Raw genomic sequence first — 23,852 nt, 5'->3', positions numbered from 1 at the left:
AACCTTTCTAGGTTTTAATCATTCTAGTACGGTTATTGAAGATATAAAAGAGAGGATTGATGACTAACGTAAAGCAACTTCCTATTCAATTACAAAAGCTTGGCTTGATGCGCTTTGAACAGTTATACCCGCAGCAAAGTAAACAAAGTGAAGTTGTAAGGTTATTAGCATTAAGCGACTTTGCTTGGCGCAGTTTAGAGTCACAACCTGATTTAAATACCTGGCTATTATGCAAAGACGAAATACAAAATAGAGTAATAGATTCTCCTTTTAAAAACCTGAATTTAGCTGACCTTGATGAAGCACAGTGCCATAAAGTACTTCGCAAATATCGAGAAAAGTACTGGCTTAAAGTCGCCTTTTTAGATTTATGCTGTAATAACCCCATTGCCGATAGTATTAATTACATAAGCCAGCTTGCTGACATGCTAATTAATAGCGCCAACCAATGGGCGCATGCACAGGTGGCAAAAGTAAATGGTGAGCCGCTTGATGAGCAAAACCAAGCAATGCCGCTAATGGTATTGGCGATGGGGAAGCTTGGCGGACAGGAGCTAAATTATTCCTCTGATATTGATCTTATTTTTGCATATCCATGCAGCACAAAAACTCAAGGAGGTCGCAGAAGCCTTGAGGCTCAGGTATTTTATACCAAAGTTGCACAAAAACTAATTGCAGCACTTAACCAAGCCACCGGTGATGGGCAGGTATTTAGAGTTGATATGCGCCTGCGCCCGTTTGGCGAAAGTGGCCCTTTGGTGATGAGCTTTAATGCCATTGAAGATTACTACCAAGAACAAGGACGCGACTGGGAACGCTACGCAATGTTAAAAGGGCGCTTAATTGGCACTCCTAATAAATATTGGGATGAATTTATTAAGCTTTTAAAGCCGTTTGTTTACCGCCGGTATATTGATTTTTCGGTGATTGAATCCTTGCGTAAAATGAAGTTAATGATCGCCCAAGAAGTGCGCCGCAAAGGCCTAACTAATAATATAAAACTAGGCGCTGGTGGTATTCGTGAAGTAGAATTTATAGTGCAAGCACTGCAAATGGTAAGAGGTGGACGAGAGGCTAATTTACAAACTCAATCTTTACTTACAGCATTAAATGAGTTGGCACTTAACCAAGTTATAGATGAGCAAGAAGCAAGCGAGTTGAAACGCAATTACCTTTATTTACGTAAAGTTGAGCAGTACCTTCAAATATTTGACGATCAGCAAACACAAACACTCCCCGATGATGAATTGAATCAGCAGCGCTTAAATTTATTATTAGAACAAGCTGATTTTTCTGCCACTTTAAACACTATAGAAAAGGTGATGAAGCAAGTTAACAGTGAGTTTGCACTCGTGATTGGCGAGGAAACCGTGCCACTTGATACCTGCGAAGGCGCATTTATTAGTGCTTGGGATCATGGTGATGTGAGCTTTTTAAAAAAGGCCAGAGATGAATGGCAAGAGCCCCTTAACGATTTTAAATTAAGGCTGTCTAAGGTAAACATAGGTAACAGAGGGCGTGACACTCTTGATAAGTTAATGCCTGTTTTATTAAGTCAATTAAATGACTTTAATGCCAGTGCAGCTGCTTTTACAATGGTTTGCCAAATTTTTAATAAGATAATTTCGCGTACTGCCTATTTAGAATTGTTGTACGAAAACCAAGGTGCATTAAAGCAACTTGTTTTACTGTGTTGTCATAGCAAATGGATAGGCGAGCATATTTCTCGCTACCCTATATTACTTGATGAACTAATAGACCCCGCTGTTCTCTATAAGCCAACCCCGCTAACTGCCTATAAAGATGAAATAAGACAGTATTTTTTACGGATAGAGCATGACGATCTAGAGCTGCAAATGGAGTCGCTCAGGCAATTTAAGCAAACGCATCAATTACGTATTGCCGCTGCAGATGCAACCGGTGTTATTGATGTTATGAAAGTAAGTGATCACTTAACGGCCTTGGCAGAAGCGATTGTTGAGCAAGCAGTGAACATCGCTTGGCAAAATACAGCTAAACGCTTTGGTATACCGCCTGGGACTGATGATGAGAATAAAGGTTTTGCTGTTATAGCGTATGGAAAAACAGGTGGTTTTGAAGTTGGGTATGATTCTGATCTTGACTTGGTATTTGTGCATAATCATGATGGTTCAAGTCAAACCGATGGTGAAAAGCCGATAGATTCACGTCAGTTCTATTTAAAGCTCGCTCAGCGTTTAATGCATTTGTTTAATACCCGTACAGCATCAGGTATTTTGTATGAATTAGATACACGGCTTCGTCCAGAAGGTGCCTCTGGTTTGCTGGCTATTAATTTAGAGAGTTTTAATCACTATCAACAAACACAGGCGTGGACTTGGGAGCATCAAGCGTTAGTCCGTGCCCGCTTAATATTAGGAGAAAATGAACTCGCTGACCGCTTCTCACAAATTCGTAAAAATATACTTTGCCAACAACGGGATGATGAAGTATTAAAAACCGATGTAATCAAAATGCGCGAAAAAATGCGCCAGCATTTAGCTAAGGGAAATGAGCAGCAGTTTGATTTAAAACAAGATGCTGGTGGTATGGCTGATATTGAATTTATTACTCAATATTTAGTGCTTAAACATGCTCATGTATTTGAAAGCTTAACAGTATATTCTGATAATGTAAGAATCTTAACTGATGCAGCTAAAATAGGCTGCATTAATGAGGAGCATAAACAGCAATTAATCCAGGCATATATTGACTATCGCTCACGTTATCATGTGTTGAGTTTAGATCAGCAAGGTCGTTTAGTATCTCGTTTAGGGCTAGAGAACAACATTAATAATGTTAGGGCTATTTGGAAAAATACCTTTTTATTAAAATAGTTACCAAACCCATTACTGGTGTTATTTATTAAACTAGTGTGATACCAATCCACGTAGCTTTTATTTTTAAGTGGATTGGTTTCATTATTATACAGTTAATCTAACACAATTAGAGCGTACGAACTCAGATGGCAGCTCAGTTATTATAGCAGCGCGTTGTTTGTAACAAAAAAATGTATGGACTTCGTTCACAAAGTCATTATTTATAGAACGACTGACTTTATACAAGGTAGTTATAAAGTCTCCATCAACTCTAAAATGATCCTTAATAACGTAATCTTTATTTAGATACCAATACAGTTCGATGTCTTCTTTTTTTGCATAATCAGTTAAAACTTCTCTAAGAGTAAAACCTCTTTCAAAACGTCTAGCCTTAACTTTTCCACCCCAGTTAACTGACATGGGCTCTACCTTTCGTCCTCTGGCACTTAAAATACGATCTAAACTCTGTTCTGGCTTGTCTAAATCAAGTACATATTTATCACGTTCTTTGTCTTCGTTTATTTTACTACGTATAGATTTATAGAATCGAGATAAGCCATTTGCAGCCGCGTTTGTCGATTCTTTAAAATTAACTATAGAATCACTATTAAGAATAAAGTATAGAGCGCAAAGAATTAAAGCTATGCCTATTACTATATGTTTAATCCAAGATAACATAATCCCTGCTCATCTTATTTTGTTATTTATAACGTTATATATACCACTACTTTTTGTAAAAAGAAGGAGTATTTTTATCTGGGCGCGTTTTAAATCTACGGTGCAGCCACATGTACTGTTCTGGTGCTGCATTTATTGCTCGCTCAACTCGTTGGTTAACACGTGTTACATCAGCTTTGTCATCACCGCTAGGGAAATTTTTAAGCTCTGGTATGATTTCTAAGTGATATTTACCGTTTTCATCTCTACGACTAATTAAGCTCATTGTTTCGCAGTTTTTACTAGCTGCAAACATCAGAGTTCCTGTGGTTGTTGCTGTATCGGGTACTGCGTAGAATGGTACAAATTCACATCGGTTACGACCGTAATCTTGATCAGGTAAGTAGTAACATACCTTTTTATTTTTTAATGATTTGAGTAAGCCTTTTACGTCTTTACGACCAATTAAGTATTCGTTAGAGCGAAGGCGGCCATTAGTAGTAAAGTATTCCATTAGGGCATTGTTATGTGGGCGATAAAAGCCTAAACCTTGGCATTTTAACCCCATTACACGACTAGCCATTTCAAGATGCAGGATATGGGGTACAAGTAATAAAATCCCCTTACCAGAGGCTTGTACGCGTTCAAAGTGCTCTAGCCCTTTAATTGAACCATATACACTTTTTACTCTCCATTGCGGCCACCACCAAGCCATGCCGGTTTCAACCATAGCTATTCCGGTATTTTCCATATTTTTTAGAACAAGAGCTTTTTGATCTGCTTCGCTCATATTAGGAAAGCATAGTCTAATGTTTACCTCAGCAATATGGCGGCGACGTTTCATAAACTTGTGCACTAAGCGGCCAAGCTGTTTACCCATTACTAACTGTAGTTTTTGTGGTAACCAAGAAATTAAATATAAAAATAGAACGCCAATCCACGTTAACCAGTATCGAGGACCTAAAAAAGATGCTTTAAAAGGAGATGAGGTGACCACAAAAATCTCTCTGAGAATAAAAACGATAGTTTAACGCTAAGCGCTATAAAATACAAAAAGCCAGCAGTTAGCTGGCTTTAATGTGTTCATATTACACGAGTGATTAGGTTTAAGCGGCTTTTAAACCTTGGTTTATAGCAACTAAATCTTCACTTGTTAGTGTACCCGCAGCTTGCTTTAAGCGAAGAGTAGATAACACATAACGGTAACGTACATCAGCAAGGTTACGCTTTGCATTGTATAAGTTTTGTGTACTGACTAATACATCAACAATTGTACGAGTACCTACTTCAAAACCGGCTTCAGTTGCTTTAAGGGCACTTTGAGCAGAAACAACGGCTTGCTCTAGCGCCTTGTAAGTTGCAATATCTGAAACAACCTGATTATAAGAGGTAATGACTGTGCGAGTAACTGCACGGTAGTTTGTTTCATAATCTTGGCTTGCAGCAACATAAAATGCACGCGCTTGTTTAGTTGCAGCAACCGTTGCACCACCAGAGTATAACGGGACGCTAAAATTAAGACCTACCGAGCTTGAATCGCCACGAGGTTGAGTATCAAAGCTGGTGCCATTTATTTGATTGTCAGTAAGAGAATCACCATAGCTTGCACTCAAGGTTAGCTTCGGATAGTGACCTGCTTTAGCTAGCTCAATCTGATCTTTTGCAATATCAACTGTTATTTTAGATACTTGTAGATTAATGTTTTTATCTTCTGCTACTTTAACAAAATCACTTGAGCGCTTAGTCGGTTTAGTGGTTGAAAAAGTATCAGTATTTAAAAAGTCTAACTTTTCATGATATTTACCGGTGATCTCACGAAGTTGCTCGCGCGCAGTCTCTACAGCATTACTGGCAATAATTTCTTGGGCTACTGAGTTATCAAACTGGGCTTGTGCTTCGTGTACATCTGTAATGGCTGTTAAGCCTACTGCATAACGCTGTTTTGTTTGTTCAAGTTGACGCTCAATTGCACGTTTTTCAGCTTCAACAAATTCAAGGTTATCAATTGCACTTAATACGTTAAAATAGCCTTCGGCAACGCGTACAATTAGGTTTTGTTTTGCGCCGTCATATTGCCCATTCGCTTGTAGAGCTTGCTTATCGGCTATATCTAACGTATTCCAGGCACCTAAATCAAATAATGTTTGGCTTAAGCTAACACCGCGACTGAATTGGTCTGTGTCACTTTCAACTTTAACTTGGTTAGATAAATCGCCAACACTTTGGTATGACGTTGCATCACTTTTTGTATAACCCATAGTTAAACCAATTTGAGGTAATAGTGCACTCATCGCCAAATCGCTTTGGTAAGATTGCGCATCGGCTTGGGCTTTTGCTTTTAAAACAGTAGGATCATTTGCTGTAGCAATTTCAAAAACTTGTAGTAAATCTTCTGCTTTAGCTGCTGTAGCGCCTAATGCGCATGATAAACTAACCAGCGCCGCAAGGATGTTCTTTTTCATATTCGGTTCAGTCCTTAGACAATTTTTATACTAAAAGCATGTTAACCTGTTTTACTGCATAACAAAAAAAATAATTAGTAAAACAGTATGTTCAAGTGTAACAGAATATATTAACTCACTTTAATCATTTTAATAAACAGGACTTTAGAGGATGGGCAATAAAAAATTGGTGAAATTTACACATAAAGATGTAAGTTTAAAATCAGTAACAAATCTTTATAAAGGTTTTTTTCAGGTAGATTTGTATCAGTTTGAACATGCGCTGTTTGCGGGAGGAAAATCAAGCTTAATCAGCCGTGAGATTCTAGATAGAGGAGATGCAATTGCGGTACTTCCTTATGATCCTGTATCAGATACTGTTCTTTTAATTGAGCAAATACGTATTGGTGCGATTAAGAGCAAGCATTCACCATGGCTGTTAGAATGTATAGCCGGAATGACTGACGGCAGTACGGATTACGAATCAGTTGTAAAAAAAGAAGCGTATGAAGAAGCCGGGCTTGAATTAACTGAACTTGAATTTATGCTTTCATACCTATCAAGCCCTGGTGGTACAACTGAACGTTTACATTTATATTTAGCGCGTACTGATTTAAGCCAAGTAAAATCAGGTGTATATGGTCTTGAAACTGAAGGCGAGGATATAAAAACTCATATTTTATCTGTTGATGATGCACTAATACGTCTTAATAACGGTGAAATGGATAATGCGGCAACGGTTATTTGTATGCAGTGGCTTGCATTAAATCGCGAAAAAATAACAAGCAAATGGGCATAAACTCTTACTAATATTATGGCGGAACTTTGACAGCACAATTAGCAAAAAATCGATACATTCAAAGCCTCCCAAAGTATTTAACACTTTGTGAGCATAACTATGTGCGACTATTAAAGTTGTTACCGAGCGAGCGCAATATAGGAAGCATTCGTGAAGTAAAACTTGGCAACAGTGAATTTGCTACAAAAATTGATGGCAGTGCAAAATACACCATGGATATTTCAATTAAGCAGCTAACAGGAATGGTTAAAGGGGTTACGCCACTGTATTTAACGGTGCGCTTGTATCACGATGCGAAAGTTGCTGAAATTATTCATCACGATTACCATCAACGCATAAAACCATCGTACGGGTACCCCAACCCTAAAATGCATCAAAAAGATGAAAAGTATCAACTTAATGCTTTTTTATACGACTGGTTAGTAGCTTGCGTAGAGCACGGACAAGCGACGTTAAATTGGGATGTAAATAATGGCTTGGTTTGATGATACATATACATTTGATAAATCATCTTTGTGCATTGCGCATATTACCGACAGCCATTTATTTGCAGATAAAAATGGTGAGTATTTTAGTGTAAATACTGCAGCTCATTTTGAACAAGCTTTGGCACACATCGCTAAGCAGCCAGTAGATTGCGTGATTTTTGGTGGCGATTTAACGCAAGATCATAGTTTCGAATCGTACTTACTATTTAGTGAACTTATAAATGCCAGTGACATTACTTGTCCTGTATTTTGGGTACCAGGTAATCATGATGAAATAGCAATGCTTAGTAGAATAAGTGGTGGGCAAATAAATTCGGCTAAACATATTATTGCTAACGGGGCTGAGCTGCTTCTTATTAACTCTAAAGGGCCTACACCCGCAGGATGGGTTACTGGCACGCATTTAGATGAAATAACTAATACTTTAGTCAACTCAAGTAATAGTAAAATTATTTTTTGTCATCATAATCCGCAGCCAATAAATGGCTATCTTGATAAGCACTTATTAGAAAATGGCCCACAGCTTTTAAATATTTTAGTTAATAGTAATAATGTATCTGCGCTTTTTCATGGTCATGTGCACAATGATTATGAACAAAGTTTTAGAGGGCTGCCCATATATGCAACCCCAGCCAGCTCAATACAGTTTGTGAAGCACACTCCAAAGTGGGAGCAAAAAAATGCAGGGCCTGCTTACAGAATGCTAAATATAAAGAGTAAAAAAAATAAAGTTGAAGTAAAAACGGAAGTGGTATGGCTAAACGCGTAATTTATATTCATGGCTTTAATAGTTCACAAAAATCATATAAAGCTGTGAGGTTTGGCGAGCTTATGGCAAACTATGACGTTGATTATTGTGTACCGTGCTTAAACCACGAGCCCTTACAAGCCATCATTGAGCTTGAGCAATTACTAACGCCTAATACCGTTTTATTAGGTAGCTCGTTAGGTGGTTTTTTTGCCACGTATTTATCGCAGCGTTATCAAATTCCTGCAGTGGTGATTAATCCCGCGGTCGCACCTTATAATTTATTACAGTCGTTACTTGGGCCTAATTATAATCCGTATCAAGATTATCATTATGAGTTAAATAATGCTCATATTGAGGCGCTGAGGTTACTCGCTGTAGATAAATTAGTACATCCTGAATTACTGTATTTATTACAGCAAACAGGCGATGAAGTGTTGAACTTTCAACACGCTGTAAAATATTATTCGCAATGCAAGCAATTTATCGAGTTTGGTGGCGATCATAGCTACGTAAAATTTGAGCGTACTTTTGCAAGTGTTGTAGATTTTCTTAAAATCACGTAAAACTAGTTATCCTAGCGTATACAAAAATAAAACTAGTAGAACAAATTAAAGCCTTAGCGGATATAAAGATAAAAACTATGAGCGAGCAAAACTATAATGCCGAAGCCATTGAAGTACTTAATGGATTGGATCCGGTAAAAAGACGCCCAGGGATGTACACCGATACTGTACGCCCAAATCATTTAGGTCAAGAGGTAATCGATAACAGTGTCGATGAAGCTATGGCTGGGCACGCCACTAAAATAGAGGTCATTTTACACGAGGATAACTCGCTTGAAGTAAGTGATGATGGCCGCGGTATGCCTATTGATATTCATCCAGAAGAAGGTATTCCTGGGGTTGAACTGATTTTTACAAAGCTACACGCAGGTGGTAAGTTCTCTAATAAAAACTATCAATTTTCGGGTGGTTTACACGGTGTAGGTATTTCTGTAGTTAATGCATTATCTACACGTGTAGAAGTAACAGTAAGGCGCGACGCTCAACAATTTAGAATGGCCTTTGAAAACGGTGACAAGGTAGAAGATTTAAACGTAATTGGTACTGTTGGTAAACGTAATACTGGTACTACGGTTCGCTTTTGGGCTGATGCTAGCTATTTTGATTCATCAAACTACTCAATTACTAAGCTTAATCATTTATTAAAAGCCAAAGCGGTGTTATGCCCAGGACTACGTATTAAGTTTGTTAACAAGCAAACGAAAGAAACCAAAGAGTGGTTTTACGAAACGGGCTTAAAAGATTACCTAATTGAAGCCGTTAAGGGTTTTGAAACATTACCGCAAGACCCATTTGTAGGTGAATTTAAAAGCTCAATTGAAGGCGTTGATTGGGCTGTTGTATGGCTGCCAGAAGGTGGTGAATCAATAGCTGAAAGCTACGTAAACCTTATTCCTACCGCGCAAGGTGGTACACATGTAAATGGTCTGCGCCAGGGCTTGCTTGAAGCAATGCGAGAGTTTTGTGAGTTTAGAAATTTACTACCTCGTGGCGTAAAGTTAACACCGGATGATATTTGGGAACGCTGTAGTTACGTATTGTCAGTTAAAATGCAAGATCCACAATTTGCAGGGCAAACCAAAGAAAAACTTTCATCGCGCTCATGTGCCGCATTTGTATCGGGTGTTGTAAAAGATTCGTTTAGTTTATGGCTAAATGAACATACTGATACCGCAGAATTATTAGCTGAGTTATGTATTTCAAACGCGCAAAGCCGTTTGCGTGCAGCTAAAAAAGTCGTACGTAAACGAGTTACTGCAGGTCCTGCATTACCAGGTAAATTGACCGATTGTAGTGCTGCTGATAATGACCGAACCGAGCTGTTTTTAGTGGAAGGTGACTCTGCTGGAGGTTCTGCTAAACAAGCGCGAGACCGTGAGTTTCAGGCAATTATGCCGCTGCGCGGTAAAATTTTAAATACCTGGGAAGTTGAGTCAGGGCAAATTCTTGCGTCTCAAGAAGTACACGATATTTCAGTAGCACTAGGCATAGACCCAGATTCAAGCGACTTATCGGGACTTCGCTACAACAAAATTTGTATATTAGCCGATGCTGACTCGGATGGACTACACATTGCTACACTGTTGTGTGCTTTGTTTGTACGCCATTTTCCACAGTTGGTCAAAACAGGTCATGTGTATGTTGCTATGCCGCCGTTATTTAGAATCGACATTGGCAAAGAAGTATATTACGCCCTCGATGAAGATGAAAAAACCGGTATTTTGGCACGCATAGAAGCTGAGAAAAAACGCGGTAAAGTAAACGTACAGCGATTTAAAGGCTTGGGTGAAATGAACCCGCTGCAACTTCGTGAAACGACTATGGATCCAAACACGCGTCGTTTGGTTCAGTTAACCCTAGATGAAGAAGAGCAAACCTTAGAAATGATGGATATGTTGCTTGCTAAAAAACGGTCGCCAGATCGTCGTCAATGGTTAGAAGATCACGGTAATAAAGCACAGGTATAAAGTGTTTTGTATAATACTAGGAGAAGCAAGTGAATAAATTACTAGGAAGTTTGCTGTTATTGGGGATGACAAGTGTCCCAGCAATGGCGAAAAACATACTTGATAAACTCACCGTTGCACCAGGGTTTGAAGTAAGCTTATTTGCTGATGATGTTGAAAATGCTCGCCAAATTGCAGTGTCAAAAAAAGGTATTGTGTACGCAGGCTCTCGTAAAGCAGGTAATGTATATGCGCTTATCGATCATAATAGTGATGGCGTAGCGGACAAAAAAATTGTGATTGCTGAAGGTTTAAATATGCCCTCGGGCCTGGCAATTAAAGACGGCGATTTATACGTTGGTGAAGTGCATCGTATTATTCGCTTTAAAAATATCGATACGGAACTAAAAGATCCAAAATTTGATGTAATTTATAATGCATTACCATCAGAGCGCCACCACGGCTGGAAGTTTTTACGTTTTACACCCACAGACGAATTGCTTATTCCGGTAGGTGTGCCGTGTAATATTTGCGCCGAAGATGAGCGCTTTGGTCGTATTTTTTCACTTAATGTAGAAACTAAGCAAATTAAAACCATTGCGCAAGGTGTGCGTAACTCAGTCGGTTTTGACTTTCACCCGAGCACACAGGCTTTGTGGTTTAGTGATAACGGTCGCGACATGATGGGCGATGATATCCCACCAGATGAAATTAACCGTGTAAGCAAAGAAGGAGAGCACTTTGGTTTTCCTTTTGTTCACGCCGGCGCGATAATCGATCCTGAGTTTGGTAAAGGCAAAAACATTGCCGATTATACCTCTCCGGCGCTTGCACTTGCTGCACATGTGGCGCCTTTAGGCATTCATTTTTATAACGGTAAACAATTTCCTGAAAATTATAAGCAGCAGTTATTTGTTGCTGAGCATGGCTCATGGAATCGTTCTAAAAAATCAGGTTACAAAGTAGCGTTAGCTACCATTGAGCAAGGTCGAGTCACAAAATATACGCCATTTATTACGGGCTTTATGAAAGACGAAGCCACATTTGGACGCCCTGTTGCATTTGCAGAATTAGGTGACGGCAGTCTGTTGGTAAGCGATGATTACGCCAATGTGATCTACCGTGTAAGCTATAAGAAAAACTAGGTAAGCTTTAATGAGTGATACAGATACCTTGCTGATGCAAGGAGTTGAGCAACAAACAATGGGGCGTTTTACCGAAGACGCCTATTTAAACTACTCTATGTACGTAATTATGGACCGAGCATTGCCACATGTTGGCGATGGATTAAAACCGGTTCAGCGTCGTATTATTTATGCGATGAGCGAGCTTGGGTTATCGGCCGCTGCTAAATATAAAAAATCGGCTCGTACCGTGGGTGATGTACTAGGTAAATACCACCCACACGGCGACAGTGCGTGTTACGAAGCGATGGTACTTATGGCGCAGCCGTTTTCTTATCGTTATCCGCTGGTTGACGGTCAAGGTAACTGGGGTGCTGCTGATGATCCTAAATCGTTTGCAGCAATGCGTTATACCGAAGCACGTTTATCTAAGTTTTCTGAAGTATTACTAAAAGAGCTTGGCCAAGGCACGGTTGATTGGACGCCAAACTTTGATGGCACCATGAATGAGCCTTTAGTATTGCCATCGCGTTTACCGCATATTTTACTAAACGGCGTAACGGGTATTGCCGTAGGTATGGCAACAGATATTCCGCCACATAACGTGCGCGAATTAGCCAGTGCGTGTTGCTTGTTACTTGATAAGCCAAAAACTGAACTTGAGGAAATTCTTGAGTTAGTACATGCACCAGATTACCCAACTGATGCTGAAATAATTACCCCAAAAGCCGATATCCATAAAATATATAAAACGGGTCGAGGCTCTATCAAAATGCGTGCGGTGTATACCGAAGAGCATGGCGATATTGTAATTACAGCACTGCCGCATCAATGTTCGGGTGGTAAAGTGCTTGAGCAAATAGCAGCGCAAATGAACGCTAAAAAGCTGCCTATGATTGCCGATTTACGTGATGAGTCTGATCACGAAAATCCAACGCGCATTGTAATTATTCCGCGCTCAAATCGTATTAAAGCTGAGCCATTAATGGCGCACTTATTTGCTACTACCGATCTTGAAAAAAATTACCGCGTAAATTTAAATATGCTAGGCTTAGATGGTCGCCCGCAGGTAAAAGACTTACGCAGTATTTTATCTGAGTGGCTTACATTTAGACGTGAAACTGTGCGTCGGCGTTTGCAGTATCGTTTAGATAAAGTACTAGCGCGTTTGCATATTTTAGAAGGTTTGTTAGCCGCCTTTTTAAATATTGATGAAGTGATTGAAATCATCCGCACCGAAGATAAGCCAAAGCCTGTATTAATGGAACGCTTTGATCTAACTGATACGCAAGCAGAAGCAATTTTAGAATTAAAACTTCGTCATTTAGCAAAACTAGAAGAGTTTAAAATTCGCGGTGAGCAAGATGAACTAGCTAAAGAACGTGACAAACTAGAGCTAACACTTGGTTCAGATCGTCGTATGTCGACACTGCTTAAAAAAGAGATTCAAGAAGCCGCAGAAATGTATGGTGATGATCGCCGCTCGCCAGTGATTGAGCGCTCAGAAGCTAAAGCGCTTAACGAAAAAGATTTAATCCCATCAGAGTCAGTTACTGTTGTGCTCTCTGATAAAGGCTGGGCACGTGTTGGCAAAGGCCATGACTTAGATGTACAAGGCTTAAATTACCGCTCAGGTGATAGTTACAAAGCCTCAGCTCGTGGCAAGAGTAATCAACCTGCTGTATTTTTAGATTCAGCAGGGCGGGCGTTTGCAACCGATGCCCATAGCTTACCTTCGGCTCGTAGCCAAGGCGAACCAATGACAGGACGATTTAATCTAACCACAGGGGCTAATTTTGAGCATGTGGTGATGGCTGATGACAACCAAGTACTGCTTATGGCATCAGATGCAGGTTACGGCTTTATTACCGACTTTAAAGACTTAGTGAGTAAAAATAAAAATGGTAAAGCGCTGGTAAGTGTCCCTAAAGGTGGCGTATTACTTTCTCCTATTAGGGTGAATGATGTTGCTAGCGATTACTGTATGGCCATTTCAAACGAAGGACGCATGCTTTTATTCCCGCTACGTGATTTACCAAAACTGGGTAAAGGTAAAGGGAATAAGATTATTTCTATACCTGGAGCAAAGGTACAAGCCCGTGAAGAGTTTGTAAAAGTGCTTGCTGTTGTACCACAAGGAAGCAGTGTTACGCTTCATGCTGGTAAGCGTAAACTTACGCTTAAACCAAGCGATTTAGAGCATTATTATGGCGAGCGAGGGCGTAGGGGGAATAAACTACCGCGTGGCTTACAGCGTGTTGATGAAGCTGTTGTTGAGCTAACCTCACAAGATGACGAACCAATAGAAGTCATTAATGAAGAGTAATCAACTACTTTTTGTATAATTAAAAACGGTCTGCATTTGCAGGCCGTTTTTGTTTTAAAATAAAGAGCTTGTATATTTCAGCGTACACTTGTGCGCTATTGACTCGTCTGTGTCACAAAATAACGCTATAATAAGCATAATTGATCTTTGGAGAAGCCCATTTGCTAGCTGTTATACGCGTTTTTATTATGCTGATGTTTATATTATTCAGTTGTATTTTTGGTTTATTACTTTCGATTGTAAGACCATTTCATCCCAATAATGTACATATTATAGCGGGCTGGTTTGGCTCAATGGCTAAAATGATTGGCGTGAAATTAGTTTTAACACGTCATAAAGATGCAGTTGATGCAGGCCCTGCAGTTTACGTTGCTAATCATCAAAATAGCTACGACTTATTTACAGTACCAGCAATGGTGCCTAAAAACTGCGTAAGTTTAGGGAAAAAGAGCTTAAAGTGGATCCCATTTTTTGGTCAGCTTTATTGGTTGTCGGGTAATATATTAATAGACAGATCGAATCGCTCCAAAGCAGCGGGAACTATTTCAAAATCCGCCGAAAAAATTAAAAATAATGGCTTATCTGTATGGATGTTTCCAGAAGGCACACGAAGCTATGGAAGAGGGTTGCTATCGTTCAAAACAGGTGCATTTCACACCGCTATGAGCGCAGATGTACCCATAATTCCAGTATGTATGAGTACAACACATAAAACCATTAAGCTAAATCGTTGGGATAATGGTACAATTTACATTGAAATGTTAGCGCCCGTATCGCTTGATAAAAATATTAGCGCGCGTGAGCATGCTAAAAGCGTGCATAGCATTATGGCTGCTAAAATAACTGAATTAGATGCTCAAGTGAGAGATAAATAATGGAAAACTGGCGCGAAATAAGTGAAGATATCGTAATTTCACTACTTGAAGATGGATCAGACCCTGAAATACTTTACGAAGTAGAACACCATTTTGTATGTGAAGACTTCCCTAAGTTAGAGCAAGCGGCATTAGCGGCTTTTAAATTAGGCTACGATGTTGAAGAGCCTGCAGAGCTCGAACTTGAAGACGGCAGCAAAATTTGGAGCTTCGATATAGTAGTCGAAGCTGAGCTAGACGTAGACGTAATAATGGAAGATGTGGATAAACTTGCAGCTTTAGCTGTTGAGTGCGACGTTGAATATGACGGTTGGGGCACTTACTTTCAAGAGTAATGCGCCTATCTAACGTCTAGGTTTGTATTTTAAAAGCGAGTATTGTTAATACTCGTTTTTTTATGCCTGACATAGTTTTTCTATCAATCCTCAATACTGTTTTAATCATTTTAAAAGGAAAGTCTGATGCTAACAATGGACTTACCATAGTTAGTTACACACGAGAAACTAACTAGTTTCATATAAATAGTGTTAAAACTTACATTATTAAATGTATTTAAATGGCTGTTTATTAAAGCCATTTTTTATTTTTAAAATACACCGCAATACCGCCTGTAAGAACGACTAAAAATATAACAAAAGCACTAAATGCATAGGGGTTTTCAGTTCCTGGGATACCGCCTACATTCACTCCTAATAAGCCTGTTAAAAAGCCAAGTGGTAAAAATAGAGCCGCCACTACCGACATTACATACATGCGCTGATTTAGTTGCTCAGATACTTGGTTGCTAATTGTTTGTTGAATAATTTGTGCGCGTTCGATTGAGCTGTCCAACTCTTCTAAATAACGAATCAGTAGGTTAGTGGTTTCGTTTAATTTTGCTTTGTCATCATCTAAAAGCCACGGATAATGTTTATTAACCATTGAAGATAGCGCGTCTTTTTGCGGTTTTAAGTAGCGCTTTAAGGCAATGGTTTGGCGACGTAGTTGTGATAAGCCTTGGTTATCGAACTTTTTGCTTGGCTCATCAATTTCTTCTTCAAATTCGTCGAGTGTTTCATCTAGTGAATCAATAACGCTTTGCATGCGCGATGTTAATTTTTGCGTTATAGAGCATACAAGCTCTGAAATATTACAAGGACCGCTATTGGCTTTTAATGAGACAAGAATATCTTGTACAGATAGCAAACGACGCTTGCGTGTTGTGATTAGGATATTTTCGCTAATGAATAAGCGAATTGAAACCATGTCCTCTGGGCTTTGCGCAGGGTTTAAATTTACACCACGTAAAAATAGCATATGGCCATTTGTTGTTGCGGTAATTCGCGGGCGAGTTTCATCTGCAATTAAAGAATCGAGCTCGTAATCGGTTAAATGAGACTGTGACTTTAGCCATTGTACAGCTTCGCTTTGGCTATAGTCCATATGAACCCAAAGTTTACCTTGGTCTGGTTGCCAGTTATTTAACTCACTCGTGCTTTCTATTGGGCGTGCGCCGCCTTGTTCGTCAAGCACAAGGGCGTGTAGTAAACCATTAATCATAATTAATTCTCAAAATAGTATGTTTTTAATACTGTTAACTATAGTGTATCTACTTAGTCGCTTACAAACTTACCTTTATTTTTAATGGGTTAGGTTTATTTTGTAAAAACATATACAGAACCAGTGTGCTGAATAAAACGGCTATAGCACTAATCAGCAATGCGCGCATTGTGTGATGAGTTACCTAAAAAGATCAATTTAATTTACTCATCGACTAGATAAATTTATTTCGTTGGTGTTTTTTGACCCGTAGCGTATAAGTCTCTTTTTTATTAAGGGCATATTTATGACTACAAATATCACAGTGGGTTGGCGTGAGTGGTTAAGCTTACCAGAGCTTGGTATTGAGAGAATAAAAGCAAAAGTAGATACCGGCGCCCGTACCTCGTGTATTCATGCAATTAATATTCAAGAGTATGAAGAAAATGGCGAAAAATGGGTGAAATTTATAGCTCAACCACTGCAAGACGATGAACAAACACATGTCACTTGCAAGGCTAAGGTTAAAAAAATTAAAGCTGTAACCAGTTCAAGTGGGCAAAAAGAAATGCGCTATTTTATAGAAACAACACTACATGCGGGCCAACATAGCTGGCCTATTGAAGTGACTTTAACAAATAGGGCTACAATGAAATTTAGGATGTTACTTGGCCGTACAGCCATGGAAAATCACTTAGTCGTTAATCCGGCTTTATCACATTTATTAGGTAGTTAAGGTTTTAACTATGAAAATCGGTATTTTATCTCGCAGCAGTAATTTGTATTCAACTCGTCGCTTAATTGAAGCGGCAGAAGCGCGTGGCCATGAAGTAAAAGTAATTGATGCGCTACGTTGTTACATGAATATAAACTCAGAGCAGCCTGAAATTCACTATCGCGGTGAAAACTTAAAAGAATTTGACGCTATCATTCCACGTATTGGTGCATCAGTTACTTTTTATGGTTGCTCTGTGTTACGCCAGTTTGAAATGATGGGGGTTTACCCTTTAAATGAATCTGTAGCGATTTCTCGTTCGCGCGATAAATTACGTTCCCTTCAGCTGTTATCACGTAAGGGTGTGGGCATGCCTGTAACAGGGTTTGCAAGTAAACCTGATGACGTGAAGGACTTGTTGGAAATGGTTGGGGGGGCGCCCGTTGTTATAAAATTACTTGAGGGCACTCAAGGTATCGGTGTGGTATTAGCTGAGACACGTAAAGCAGCTGAAAGTGTAATTGAAGCGTTCATGGGCTTAAAAGCCAATATTATGGTTCAAGAATATATTAAAGAAGCGGGCGGTGCAGACATACGTTGTTTCGTATTAGGCGACAAAGTAATAGCTGCAATGAAACGTCAAGCACAAGAAGGAGAGTTTCGTTCTAACCTTCATCGTGGCGGTAGCGCTACATTAGTTCGCATTACGCCAGAGGAGCGTAAAACGGCAGTGGCGGCGGCAAAGTCAATGGGTTTAAACGTAGCTGGCGTTGACTTACTTCGCTCATCTCGTGGGCCATTAGTGATGGAAGTTAACTCATCACCAGGCTTGGAGGGCATAGAAATAGCAACAGGTAAAGATATTGCAGGTATGGTGATTGACTTCATTGAAAAAAATGCCTCTAGTAAAGGAACCGCAACTCGTGGCAAAGGTTAAAATTAACCGTCCTTTTGCCTTATTGGGAGAGAATGTAGGCGTAGGCGAGCGCAAAACGCTTGCCTTAGAGGCGGCTAAGCTTTACACCCATTCACCACTTAATATTCCTATTGAAGTGGTCAACGGTGTAATAGAAGGTCCTGTGCTTATGGTGTGTGCAGCTATTCATGGTGATGAACTAAATGGCGTAGAGGTTGTGCGCCAGTTACTTGCTAAAATAGATGCAAGCCAATTGCGTGGAACAATAATAGCTGTGCCTATTGTTAATGTATTTGGTTTTATTCACAAATCACGTTATTTACCAGACAGACGCGATATGAATCGTAGTTTCCCAGGTTCTGAGCGTGGCTCACTAGCTGGGCGTATGGCCTATATGTTTTTTAATCAAGTGGCAACACACTGTACCCACATTATTGATTTGCATACTGGTGCTATTCATCGAACTAACTTACCGCAAATTCGCGCTAACTTAGCTGATGAAGCAACCGCTGAAATGGCTAAAGCATTTGGCACGCCAGCAGTTATAGATGCATCATTGCGTAATGGTTCATTACGAAGTGAAGCTGCAAACCTAGGTATACCGGTTATCACCTACGAAGCAGGTGAGGCACTGCGTTTTGATCCAATCGCAATTGCGGCAGGTGTGCAGGGTGTTGATTATGTTATGCGTCATTTAAAAATGATCCGTGGCAAGCGTCCTAAAAAATTACCAGATCCTATTATTGCGGGTTCAACCAGTTGGATACGTGCTGAAGTTGATGGCATTGTGCGTGCACAAGTATCACTAGGGGAACATGTAACTAAAGGACAAGTACTTGCTTATATTAGTAGTCCATTAGGTGACTCAGAGCTTGAACTTTTAGCGCCTAAGGGCGGTATTGTTATTGGTCAACAAACTATGCCATTAGTAAATGAAGGTGATGCGGTATTCCACCTTGCTTACTTTGCAAATGATAATAGCTTAGTAGAGCAGCAACTAGAGAACTTTATTGATGAAATAAGTGATTTAGATGACGAGCTTAAAACAGCTGAACTAAATAACTAGTAGCCAACCTGAGCTCTATTTAGTTAAAGCATTAAAAAGCTGTAGTAGGTAATTGCCTACTGCGGCTTTTTTGTGGATATGAATTTTTTTAACTATGCTTTTTTAGGGCCAATAATACGCTTTATAACGAGAGCTTTTGTTGGCTTTGGTTCTTTATTTAAAACCATGACAGGGCGGGTCACAAATAAATTATTAGGGTAAATTACACGATGCCCATCAATATGTTCAAGTACTACATTCATTAAGCCCATTTCAACAATACGGCCTTCAATATGATTCGCACCATCAATAATTCGTACCCAATAACCAACACGGCAATCGTTTTGAATAAACATTAACAAAAAGGCTGTAAGGTTACTTAATAGCGACCAAGCTGCAAAAAGCGCAACACCTAGCATTGCAAATAAAGAAGAACCAAGTACTAATAAACCTCGAAGTTCAATCCCCCAGAATACCAGTACTAAACACAGCATCACACAAGCGAGTATTATTTTCAGTAGTAGTTCTGCTCGTGACTTATGGTGTAAATCGACTTTTCCTTTAATTGTTTTTCCGAGAACTTTCTTAGTAAGCTTTAATAGTAATGGGTAAAGCAATAAGGCAATTATGGTTACAATTAATTTATATTGTGTACTAAATAGCTTTAAAATCTCTAACGGTTCCAAAGTACATTCCCACATGAGTGATAAGCAATAGCTAAGTGGTTAGTTTAGCTGTTTAGTATGATTCAAAATAGTTATTTAAGCTGGGCTTTAACTATTAAAAAGATTTTTTTACACTTACTAGCCATTGCACTGAGTCTACATCGTCATAACTATCCAATGGAGCCGCAATATCTATGTGGATCATGGTACCTGCATTAGCTCTACTCGGGGCTAAGCGAAGACCTATCCCTACATTTTTAAGTACATGATCGTTTTCGCCATTATCTTGATTGTTAAACCATGCTCGACCAACATCAACAAACCCAGCGGCACCTACTTTAAACAGTTGTAGTAAATCATATTCCCAATAATAGCGTTTCTCTAAACTGAGTAAAAAACTGCGATCACCATGTTGGTAGTCCATAGGGTAGCCACGCAACCCGGTTTCACCACCTAAAGTGAGTTGCTGATCTGGCGTTAAATTTCTTGCATATTGCACACGAGCTTTCACGTACCAAGATTGATCAATACTGGTGTTTAAGTAATATTGAACTTGGCTAGTAGCCATAAAGTTTTCGAACTCTTTTTTTTCTTTGTTCCAATAACCATCAATATCAGCACTAAAGCGCCATAAAGTGCTGTCATTAGTGAAATGTGCTTTTTCAAAGCTAAATGAATACACTGCGCGGCTATCGTCATTACTTAATGATTTGTCTGAATAGCCAATTAAGCTTTCAATATTCCAACCTAAGTTTAAGTCTTCTGTACGAGATATGCTGTCAAAGTTGCGTACTTTTATATAGTTATCTTCAAACCAATGACCGCTTATAAAGGGGTAACTTAAGCGTCTATCATCGGCAAGTGGTGCGAATGTGGTGTCTATAGCTTCAAAGGTATGTTGCTCGTCGGTATAGCCTAAAGTTAGTCGTCGGGTCCAATTATTATTAAGCGCTTTAGAGTGCCCTATAAATACACGGTTTAAATCTGTAGTTTGATCAAATTCGCTAAACTCTTCGCCGCGTTTATATAGTGATTCTTGGCGCTGCTCAGAATAGCTTAAAATACCATAACTAAAAGGAGTATCTATTGCGTAGAAAGGGTAGGTTAGTTCAAGTAAATGGCGTTTACCATCGCTGTTATCTGCATACTCTAAACGGCCTCGGTAGCGAGTAGATAAAATATTTGGGTCATCATACACAAATAAATAACCATTACGGTCACTATCAGTAGTGCGCGAGAAAGACAAGCGCTTACCCCAACCAAATAAGTTTGATTCTCTAAATCCTATACTGGATTTATTTTCCCCGCCACTACGACTAAAGCTCACTTCTGGTAACAATGTCCATAAGTCTCGGGTTACTACTTTCACATTAACGTTACCATCGCAGTTTTCGGTTGCGCTAATTTGTGCATCGTATAAGTAACTTTCTTTACGAAGTAAGCGCTCAGACTCTGCGAGTTTTTTAGCATCATACTTATCACCAGGAGAGAATAGTAAAAGATTATTAATTACGTCTGGCTCTGTCTGAATATGAGCACGATTGGCAAAACGAAATAAAGCGTTATTTTCTTCTTTTAGTTTAGTATTAAATACATTGAGTTGTTCAAGGGTTATGTCGGTAATAATTGCATTAGGCTTCGCTGCTATCAGTATTGTTTCGTCATCTAGTTGACGGCGCAAGCTTTTGTTATGCGCGTTTACTGACTGTTTCACATGGCAGTTGCTATTTGTATTTGATTGCTGTTTAGCGGAGGTGTTTGATACACATAAGCTAAAAATACTTAAGTTAATACAGCATTGTAATATCAATTTTTTATTAACCATTCAAACCCTTTACAGTGACGTAGTAATTACTACCGTAATGTCAGCTTACATCAAAGTTACTAAAATGTAAGTAAAAGTATAGAGTCTGAAAATAAAATCACTGTTAATGAATAAAGAAAATAAGTCAGCTTAAATAGTAAGCTAACGCAGCAAGTAGGTGCTCAGCATCAATACCTTCACCATTAATCCAAGTACTTTGGCTGTAATGCTCATAATTTAAGTTAAAGGTTTGATGATTATAAGTAAAGCGAACTTGATGGCGATCCGCACCAGCGGAGTACTCATTGATGGTTATATCGTCTGAGTGTAAAAATAATGTACTCCATAGCTCAAAGTCTTCATCATTTGGTAGCTCGATAGGGTTAATCAAAATACATTTGTATGTATGATCGTATTCTACTTGGGTCATAATGCTCTTAATTTGTAGCTAGGTAATGTCGAATTGCCGTTAAAAATTCGCCGCCGTACTTATTTAACTTAGTAAAACCTACACCTGAGACTTTTAAAAATTCACTGTCGTTTGTTGGCATAAGCTGCGCCATTTCGGCTAACGTTTTGTCGTTGAATACAACGTAAGGTGGCACATCGTCGGCATCAGCAAGTTCTTTACGAAGTGCACGCAGGCGAGCAAACAGTTTTTTGTCGTAATTAAATTGGGCTAACTTATCTTGGTATACGTGCTTGGCTTGCAAGCGAGGTTCAGCCATTTGCAGCGCATATTCACTTTTTAAAATAGCGCGTGCTGCTTCGGTTAACCTAAGTGAAGCACCTTGAGTAATATCTTGGCTTAGTAAACCCTGATGAATAAGCTGGCGTAAAATACTGAGCCAAAATTCACTGCTTTTATCTTTACCTATGCCGTAAGTACTTAATTCGTGGTGGTTGTTATCGCGTATGCGGCTTGTATTAGCTCCGCGCAATAACTCAACAATATAACCTAAACCAAAGCGTTGTCCGGCTCTGTATACACACGAAAGTGCTTGCTGGGCAACTAAAGTACCATCAAAGCTTTTTGGCGGATTTATACAAATATCGCAGTTACCGCATTGCTCGCGTTTGTATTCACTAAAGTAGTTAAGTAATATTTGTCGGCGACATGTTTGCGCTTCGGCAAAACTTGCCATGGCGTTAAAGCGTTGTTCTTCTACGCGGCGGCGTTGCTCATCATCTATATCTTCAAAAAAGCGCCTAACGCGGCCAATATCAGCCGGATCAAAATACATTATGGCTTCTGCGGCTAAGCCGTCACGACCAGCACGCCCGGTTTCTTGATAATAAGCTTCTATGCTTTTAGGAATATCGTAATGCAATACAAAGCGCACGTTAGGTTTATTTATTCCCATACCAAATGCCACAGTCGCAACCACTATTTGAATGTCGTCACGGGCAAATCCTGTTTGTACAAATTGGCGTTGCTCGTTACTCATACCCGCATGGTAAGCGGCTGCATTAAGGCCTGCATCTGCAAGTTTTTCGGCAATGTCGTCCACGCGTTTACGGCTGGTACAATAAATAATACCGCTTTGGCTTTTTTGCTCCTTTAGATAACGAAGCAATTGCACCATAGGTTTAAATTTTTCTTCTATGGTGTAGCGAATATTGGGGCGATCAAAGCTGCCAGTATGAATATAAGGCTGTTGTAATTTTAGTTGCTCGACTATATCAAAACGGGTGGCTTTATCGGCTGTTGCAGTTAATGCCATCATTGGAATGTGTGTAAAACGTTGCTTTAATTCGCTTAAGCGAAAATAATGAGGTCTAAAGTCATGACCCCAATGCGACACACAGTGCGCTTCGTCTATGGCAAAGAGACTTACATTTAGGTGCGATAAACGTTCTAAAAATTCGCGTTGTAATACTTTTTCAGGCGCAACATATAGAAGTTTAACCTGCCCCTGATGAAGCTGTTGATACACCATTTGCTGTTCTTCTCGTGCTAAGCTGTTATTAACATAAGCGGCTTTTACCCCAAGAGCTTGCAGTTGCGTTACTTGGTCTTGCATTAGCGATATAAGGGGAGATATAACAATAGTTACGCCTTCGAGCACTAAAGCAGGAACTTGGTAGCACACCGATTTTCCTCCACCGGTAGGGAGTAATACAAGCGAGTCTTGGCCGTTAATAGCAGCATCAATAACTGCTTTTTGGCCGTCGCGAAATTCACTGTAACCAAACACTTGTTTGAGGACAGTTTCGGGTTGACGCACAAGGGTGCTAGAAGGTGGTGTTGATGTATTCATTGGCTAGTATTTTAGTGGTTTTTTAGTGAGATGTCTTTAGCTGAGTTACTTGATAAATTATTTAAGTGCAGTCTCGTGGTTTTACACTATGTATGCTTTACTCATCTTACCAGTTTGGACG

21 protein-coding genes are annotated in these 23,852 nt (G+C 39.5%); 13 read left to right on the top strand and 8 right to left on the bottom strand.

Annotated features, from left to right (window positions below):
• Positions 1 to 59 precede the first annotated feature (59 nt).
• The gene (gene glnE, locus V6260_RS12625) at positions 60 to 2,855 is read left to right on the top strand and encodes a bifunctional [glutamate--ammonia ligase]-adenylyl-L-tyrosine phosphorylase/[glutamate--ammonia-ligase] adenylyltransferase (RefSeq protein ID WP_341594516.1); all 2,796 of its coding nucleotides are present in this window, start codon (positions 60 to 62) and stop codon (positions 2,853 to 2,855) included.
• Between the two features lie 87 nt (positions 2,856 to 2,942).
• On the opposite strand, the gene V6260_RS12620 is transcribed toward glnE, so the two are convergent.
• The 3 genes from V6260_RS12620 to tolC all read right to left on the bottom strand — a co-directional run bounded on the left by V6260_RS12620 (position 2,943) and on the right by tolC (position 5,956).
• A complete protein-coding gene (locus V6260_RS12620) occupies positions 2,943 to 3,515 on the bottom strand; it encodes a TcpQ domain-containing protein (protein WP_341594515.1) in 573 nt (190 codons plus the stop codon).
• A gap of 46 nt (positions 3,516 to 3,561) precedes the next feature.
• Positions 3,562 to 4,491 carry an LpxL/LpxP family Kdo(2)-lipid IV(A) lauroyl/palmitoleoyl acyltransferase gene (lpxL, locus tag V6260_RS12615; protein ID WP_341594514.1) on the bottom strand — a complete coding sequence of 310 codons (930 nt, stop codon included), beginning with the start codon at positions 4,489 to 4,491 and terminating at the stop codon, positions 3,562 to 3,564.
• 109 nt (positions 4,492 to 4,600) lie between these two features.
• On the bottom strand, positions 4,601 to 5,956 hold the full coding sequence (gene tolC / locus V6260_RS12610) for an outer membrane channel protein TolC (RefSeq protein ID WP_341594513.1): 1,356 nt from the start codon (positions 5,954 to 5,956) through the stop codon (positions 4,601 to 4,603).
• A gap of 151 nt (positions 5,957 to 6,107) precedes the next feature.
• On the opposite strand from tolC, the gene V6260_RS12605 reads away from it, so the two are divergent.
• The 9 genes from V6260_RS12605 (at position 6,108) to rraB (ending at position 15,142) form a co-directional block, all read left to right on the top strand.
• Positions 6,108 to 6,734 carry an NUDIX domain-containing protein gene (locus V6260_RS12605; RefSeq protein ID WP_341594512.1) on the top strand — a complete coding sequence of 209 codons (627 nt, stop codon included), beginning with the start codon at positions 6,108 to 6,110 and terminating at the stop codon, positions 6,732 to 6,734.
• A gap of 26 nt (positions 6,735 to 6,760) precedes the next feature.
• Positions 6,761 to 7,219 (top strand): DUF1249 domain-containing protein, encoded by a 459-nt coding sequence (locus tag V6260_RS12600; protein WP_341594511.1) that lies wholly within the window; start codon positions 6,761 to 6,763, stop codon positions 7,217 to 7,219.
• Complete coding sequence (locus V6260_RS12595; protein WP_341594510.1) at positions 7,206 to 7,991, top strand: metallophosphoesterase; 786 nt, start codon at positions 7,206 to 7,208, stop codon at positions 7,989 to 7,991. The genes V6260_RS12600 and V6260_RS12595 overlap by 14 nt, the downstream gene beginning before the upstream one ends.
• Positions 7,976 to 8,536, top strand: coding sequence for a YqiA/YcfP family alpha/beta fold hydrolase (locus V6260_RS12590; RefSeq protein ID WP_341594509.1), 561 nt, complete (start codon positions 7,976 to 7,978; stop codon positions 8,534 to 8,536). Before V6260_RS12595 ends, V6260_RS12590 begins: the two co-directional genes overlap by 16 nt.
• 77 nt (positions 8,537 to 8,613) lie before the next feature.
• A complete protein-coding gene (gene parE / locus V6260_RS12585) occupies positions 8,614 to 10,503 on the top strand; it encodes a DNA topoisomerase IV subunit B (RefSeq protein WP_341594508.1) in 1,890 nt (629 codons plus the stop codon).
• A 29-nt stretch (positions 10,504 to 10,532) separates the two neighbouring features.
• Entirely contained in the window at positions 10,533 to 11,627 is a 1,095-nt protein-coding gene (locus V6260_RS12580) for a PQQ-dependent sugar dehydrogenase (RefSeq protein ID WP_341594507.1), read from the top strand.
• 10 nt (positions 11,628 to 11,637) lie between these two features.
• The gene (gene parC / locus V6260_RS12575) at positions 11,638 to 13,932 is read left to right on the top strand and encodes a DNA topoisomerase IV subunit A (protein ID WP_341594506.1); all 2,295 of its coding nucleotides are present in this window, start codon (positions 11,638 to 11,640) and stop codon (positions 13,930 to 13,932) included.
• 161 nt (positions 13,933 to 14,093) lie between these two features.
• Complete coding sequence (locus V6260_RS12570; RefSeq protein WP_341594505.1) at positions 14,094 to 14,807, top strand: 1-acylglycerol-3-phosphate O-acyltransferase; 714 nt, start codon at positions 14,094 to 14,096, stop codon at positions 14,805 to 14,807.
• Positions 14,807 to 15,142, top strand: a complete 336-nt coding sequence (gene rraB, locus V6260_RS12565) for a ribonuclease E inhibitor RraB (RefSeq protein ID WP_341594504.1) — start codon at positions 14,807 to 14,809, stop codon at positions 15,140 to 15,142. The genes V6260_RS12570 and rraB overlap by 1 nt, the downstream gene beginning before the upstream one ends.
• 232 nt (positions 15,143 to 15,374) lie before the next feature.
• On the opposite strand, the gene zntB is transcribed toward rraB, so the two are convergent.
• Positions 15,375 to 16,346, bottom strand: coding sequence for a zinc transporter ZntB (gene zntB / locus V6260_RS12560; RefSeq protein ID WP_341594503.1), 972 nt, complete (start codon positions 16,344 to 16,346; stop codon positions 15,375 to 15,377).
• A 286-nt stretch (positions 16,347 to 16,632) separates the two neighbouring features.
• Here zntB and V6260_RS12555 point away from each other — a divergent pair, with 286 nt between their 5' ends.
• From V6260_RS12555 to V6260_RS12545, 3 genes are read left to right on the top strand one after another with little or no spacing between them, the layout of a single operon-like run.
• Positions 16,633 to 17,061, top strand: coding sequence for an ATP-dependent zinc protease (locus tag V6260_RS12555; protein ID WP_341594502.1), 429 nt, complete (start codon positions 16,633 to 16,635; stop codon positions 17,059 to 17,061).
• 10 nt (positions 17,062 to 17,071) lie between these two features.
• On the top strand, positions 17,072 to 17,977 hold the full coding sequence (gene rimK, locus V6260_RS12550) for a 30S ribosomal protein S6--L-glutamate ligase (protein ID WP_341594501.1): 906 nt from the start codon (positions 17,072 to 17,074) through the stop codon (positions 17,975 to 17,977).
• Positions 17,964 to 19,022, top strand: coding sequence for a succinylglutamate desuccinylase/aspartoacylase family protein (locus V6260_RS12545; RefSeq protein ID WP_341594500.1), 1,059 nt, complete (start codon positions 17,964 to 17,966; stop codon positions 19,020 to 19,022). The genes rimK and V6260_RS12545 overlap by 14 nt, the downstream gene beginning before the upstream one ends.
• Before the next feature lie 92 nt (positions 19,023 to 19,114).
• On the opposite strand, the gene V6260_RS12540 is transcribed toward V6260_RS12545, so the two are convergent.
• From V6260_RS12540 to recQ, 4 genes are all read right to left on the bottom strand, one after another.
• A complete protein-coding gene (locus V6260_RS12540) occupies positions 19,115 to 19,687 on the bottom strand; it encodes a mechanosensitive ion channel domain-containing protein (RefSeq protein ID WP_341594499.1) in 573 nt (190 codons plus the stop codon).
• A gap of 94 nt (positions 19,688 to 19,781) precedes the next feature.
• A complete protein-coding gene (locus tag V6260_RS12535; protein WP_341594498.1) occupies positions 19,782 to 21,491 on the bottom strand; it encodes a BamA/TamA family outer membrane protein in 1,710 nt (569 codons plus the stop codon).
• Positions 21,492 to 21,615: 124 nt separating this feature from the next.
• Entirely contained in the window at positions 21,616 to 21,900 is a 285-nt protein-coding gene (locus V6260_RS12530; protein ID WP_341594497.1) for a DUF3630 family protein, read from the bottom strand.
• Positions 21,901 to 21,907: 7 nt separating this feature from the next.
• Entirely contained in the window at positions 21,908 to 23,731 is a 1,824-nt protein-coding gene (gene recQ, locus V6260_RS12525) for a DNA helicase RecQ (protein WP_341594496.1), read from the bottom strand.
• Positions 23,732 to 23,852: the final 121 nt, after the last annotated feature.

The organism is Pseudoalteromonas aliena, from assembly GCF_038155085.1.
Classification (GTDB): domain Bacteria; phylum Pseudomonadota; class Gammaproteobacteria; order Enterobacterales; family Alteromonadaceae; genus Pseudoalteromonas; species Pseudoalteromonas aliena_A.
The sequence above is the reverse complement of the archived record's forward strand: the minus strand, read 5'-3'. Positions and strand labels throughout refer to the sequence as shown.

Bases quoted from the DNA above. Each gene is read 5' to 3' on its own strand.
- glnE (WP_341594516.1), top strand. From the start codon at position 60: ATGACTAACGTAAAGCAACTTCCTATTCAATTACAAAAGCTTGGCTTG.
- V6260_RS12620 (WP_341594515.1), bottom strand. From the start codon at position 3,515: ATGTTATCTTGGATTAAACATATAGTAATAGGCATAGCTTTAATTCTT.
- tolC (WP_341594513.1), bottom strand. From the start codon at position 5,956: ATGAAAAAGAACATCCTTGCGGCGCTGGTTAGTTTATCATGCGCATTA.
- V6260_RS12605 (WP_341594512.1), top strand. From the start codon at position 6,108: ATGGGCAATAAAAAATTGGTGAAATTTACACATAAAGATGTAAGTTTA.
- V6260_RS12595 (WP_341594510.1), top strand. From the start codon at position 7,206: ATGGCTTGGTTTGATGATACATATACATTTGATAAATCATCTTTGTGC.
- V6260_RS12590 (WP_341594509.1), top strand. From the start codon at position 7,976: ATGGCTAAACGCGTAATTTATATTCATGGCTTTAATAGTTCACAAAAA.
- parE (WP_341594508.1), top strand. From the start codon at position 8,614: ATGAGCGAGCAAAACTATAATGCCGAAGCCATTGAAGTACTTAATGGA.
- parC (WP_341594506.1), top strand. From the start codon at position 11,638: ATGAGTGATACAGATACCTTGCTGATGCAAGGAGTTGAGCAACAAACA.
- rraB (WP_341594504.1), top strand. From the start codon at position 14,807: ATGGAAAACTGGCGCGAAATAAGTGAAGATATCGTAATTTCACTACTT.
- zntB (WP_341594503.1), bottom strand. From the start codon at position 16,346: ATGATTAATGGTTTACTACACGCCCTTGTGCTTGACGAACAAGGCGGC.
- V6260_RS12555 (WP_341594502.1), top strand. From the start codon at position 16,633: ATGACTACAAATATCACAGTGGGTTGGCGTGAGTGGTTAAGCTTACCA.
- rimK (WP_341594501.1), top strand. From the start codon at position 17,072: ATGAAAATCGGTATTTTATCTCGCAGCAGTAATTTGTATTCAACTCGT.
- V6260_RS12535 (WP_341594498.1), bottom strand. From the start codon at position 21,491: ATGGTTAATAAAAAATTGATATTACAATGCTGTATTAACTTAAGTATT.
- V6260_RS12530 (WP_341594497.1), bottom strand. From the start codon at position 21,900: ATGACCCAAGTAGAATACGATCATACATACAAATGTATTTTGATTAAC.
- recQ (WP_341594496.1), bottom strand. From the start codon at position 23,731: ATGAATACATCAACACCACCTTCTAGCACCCTTGTGCGTCAACCCGAA.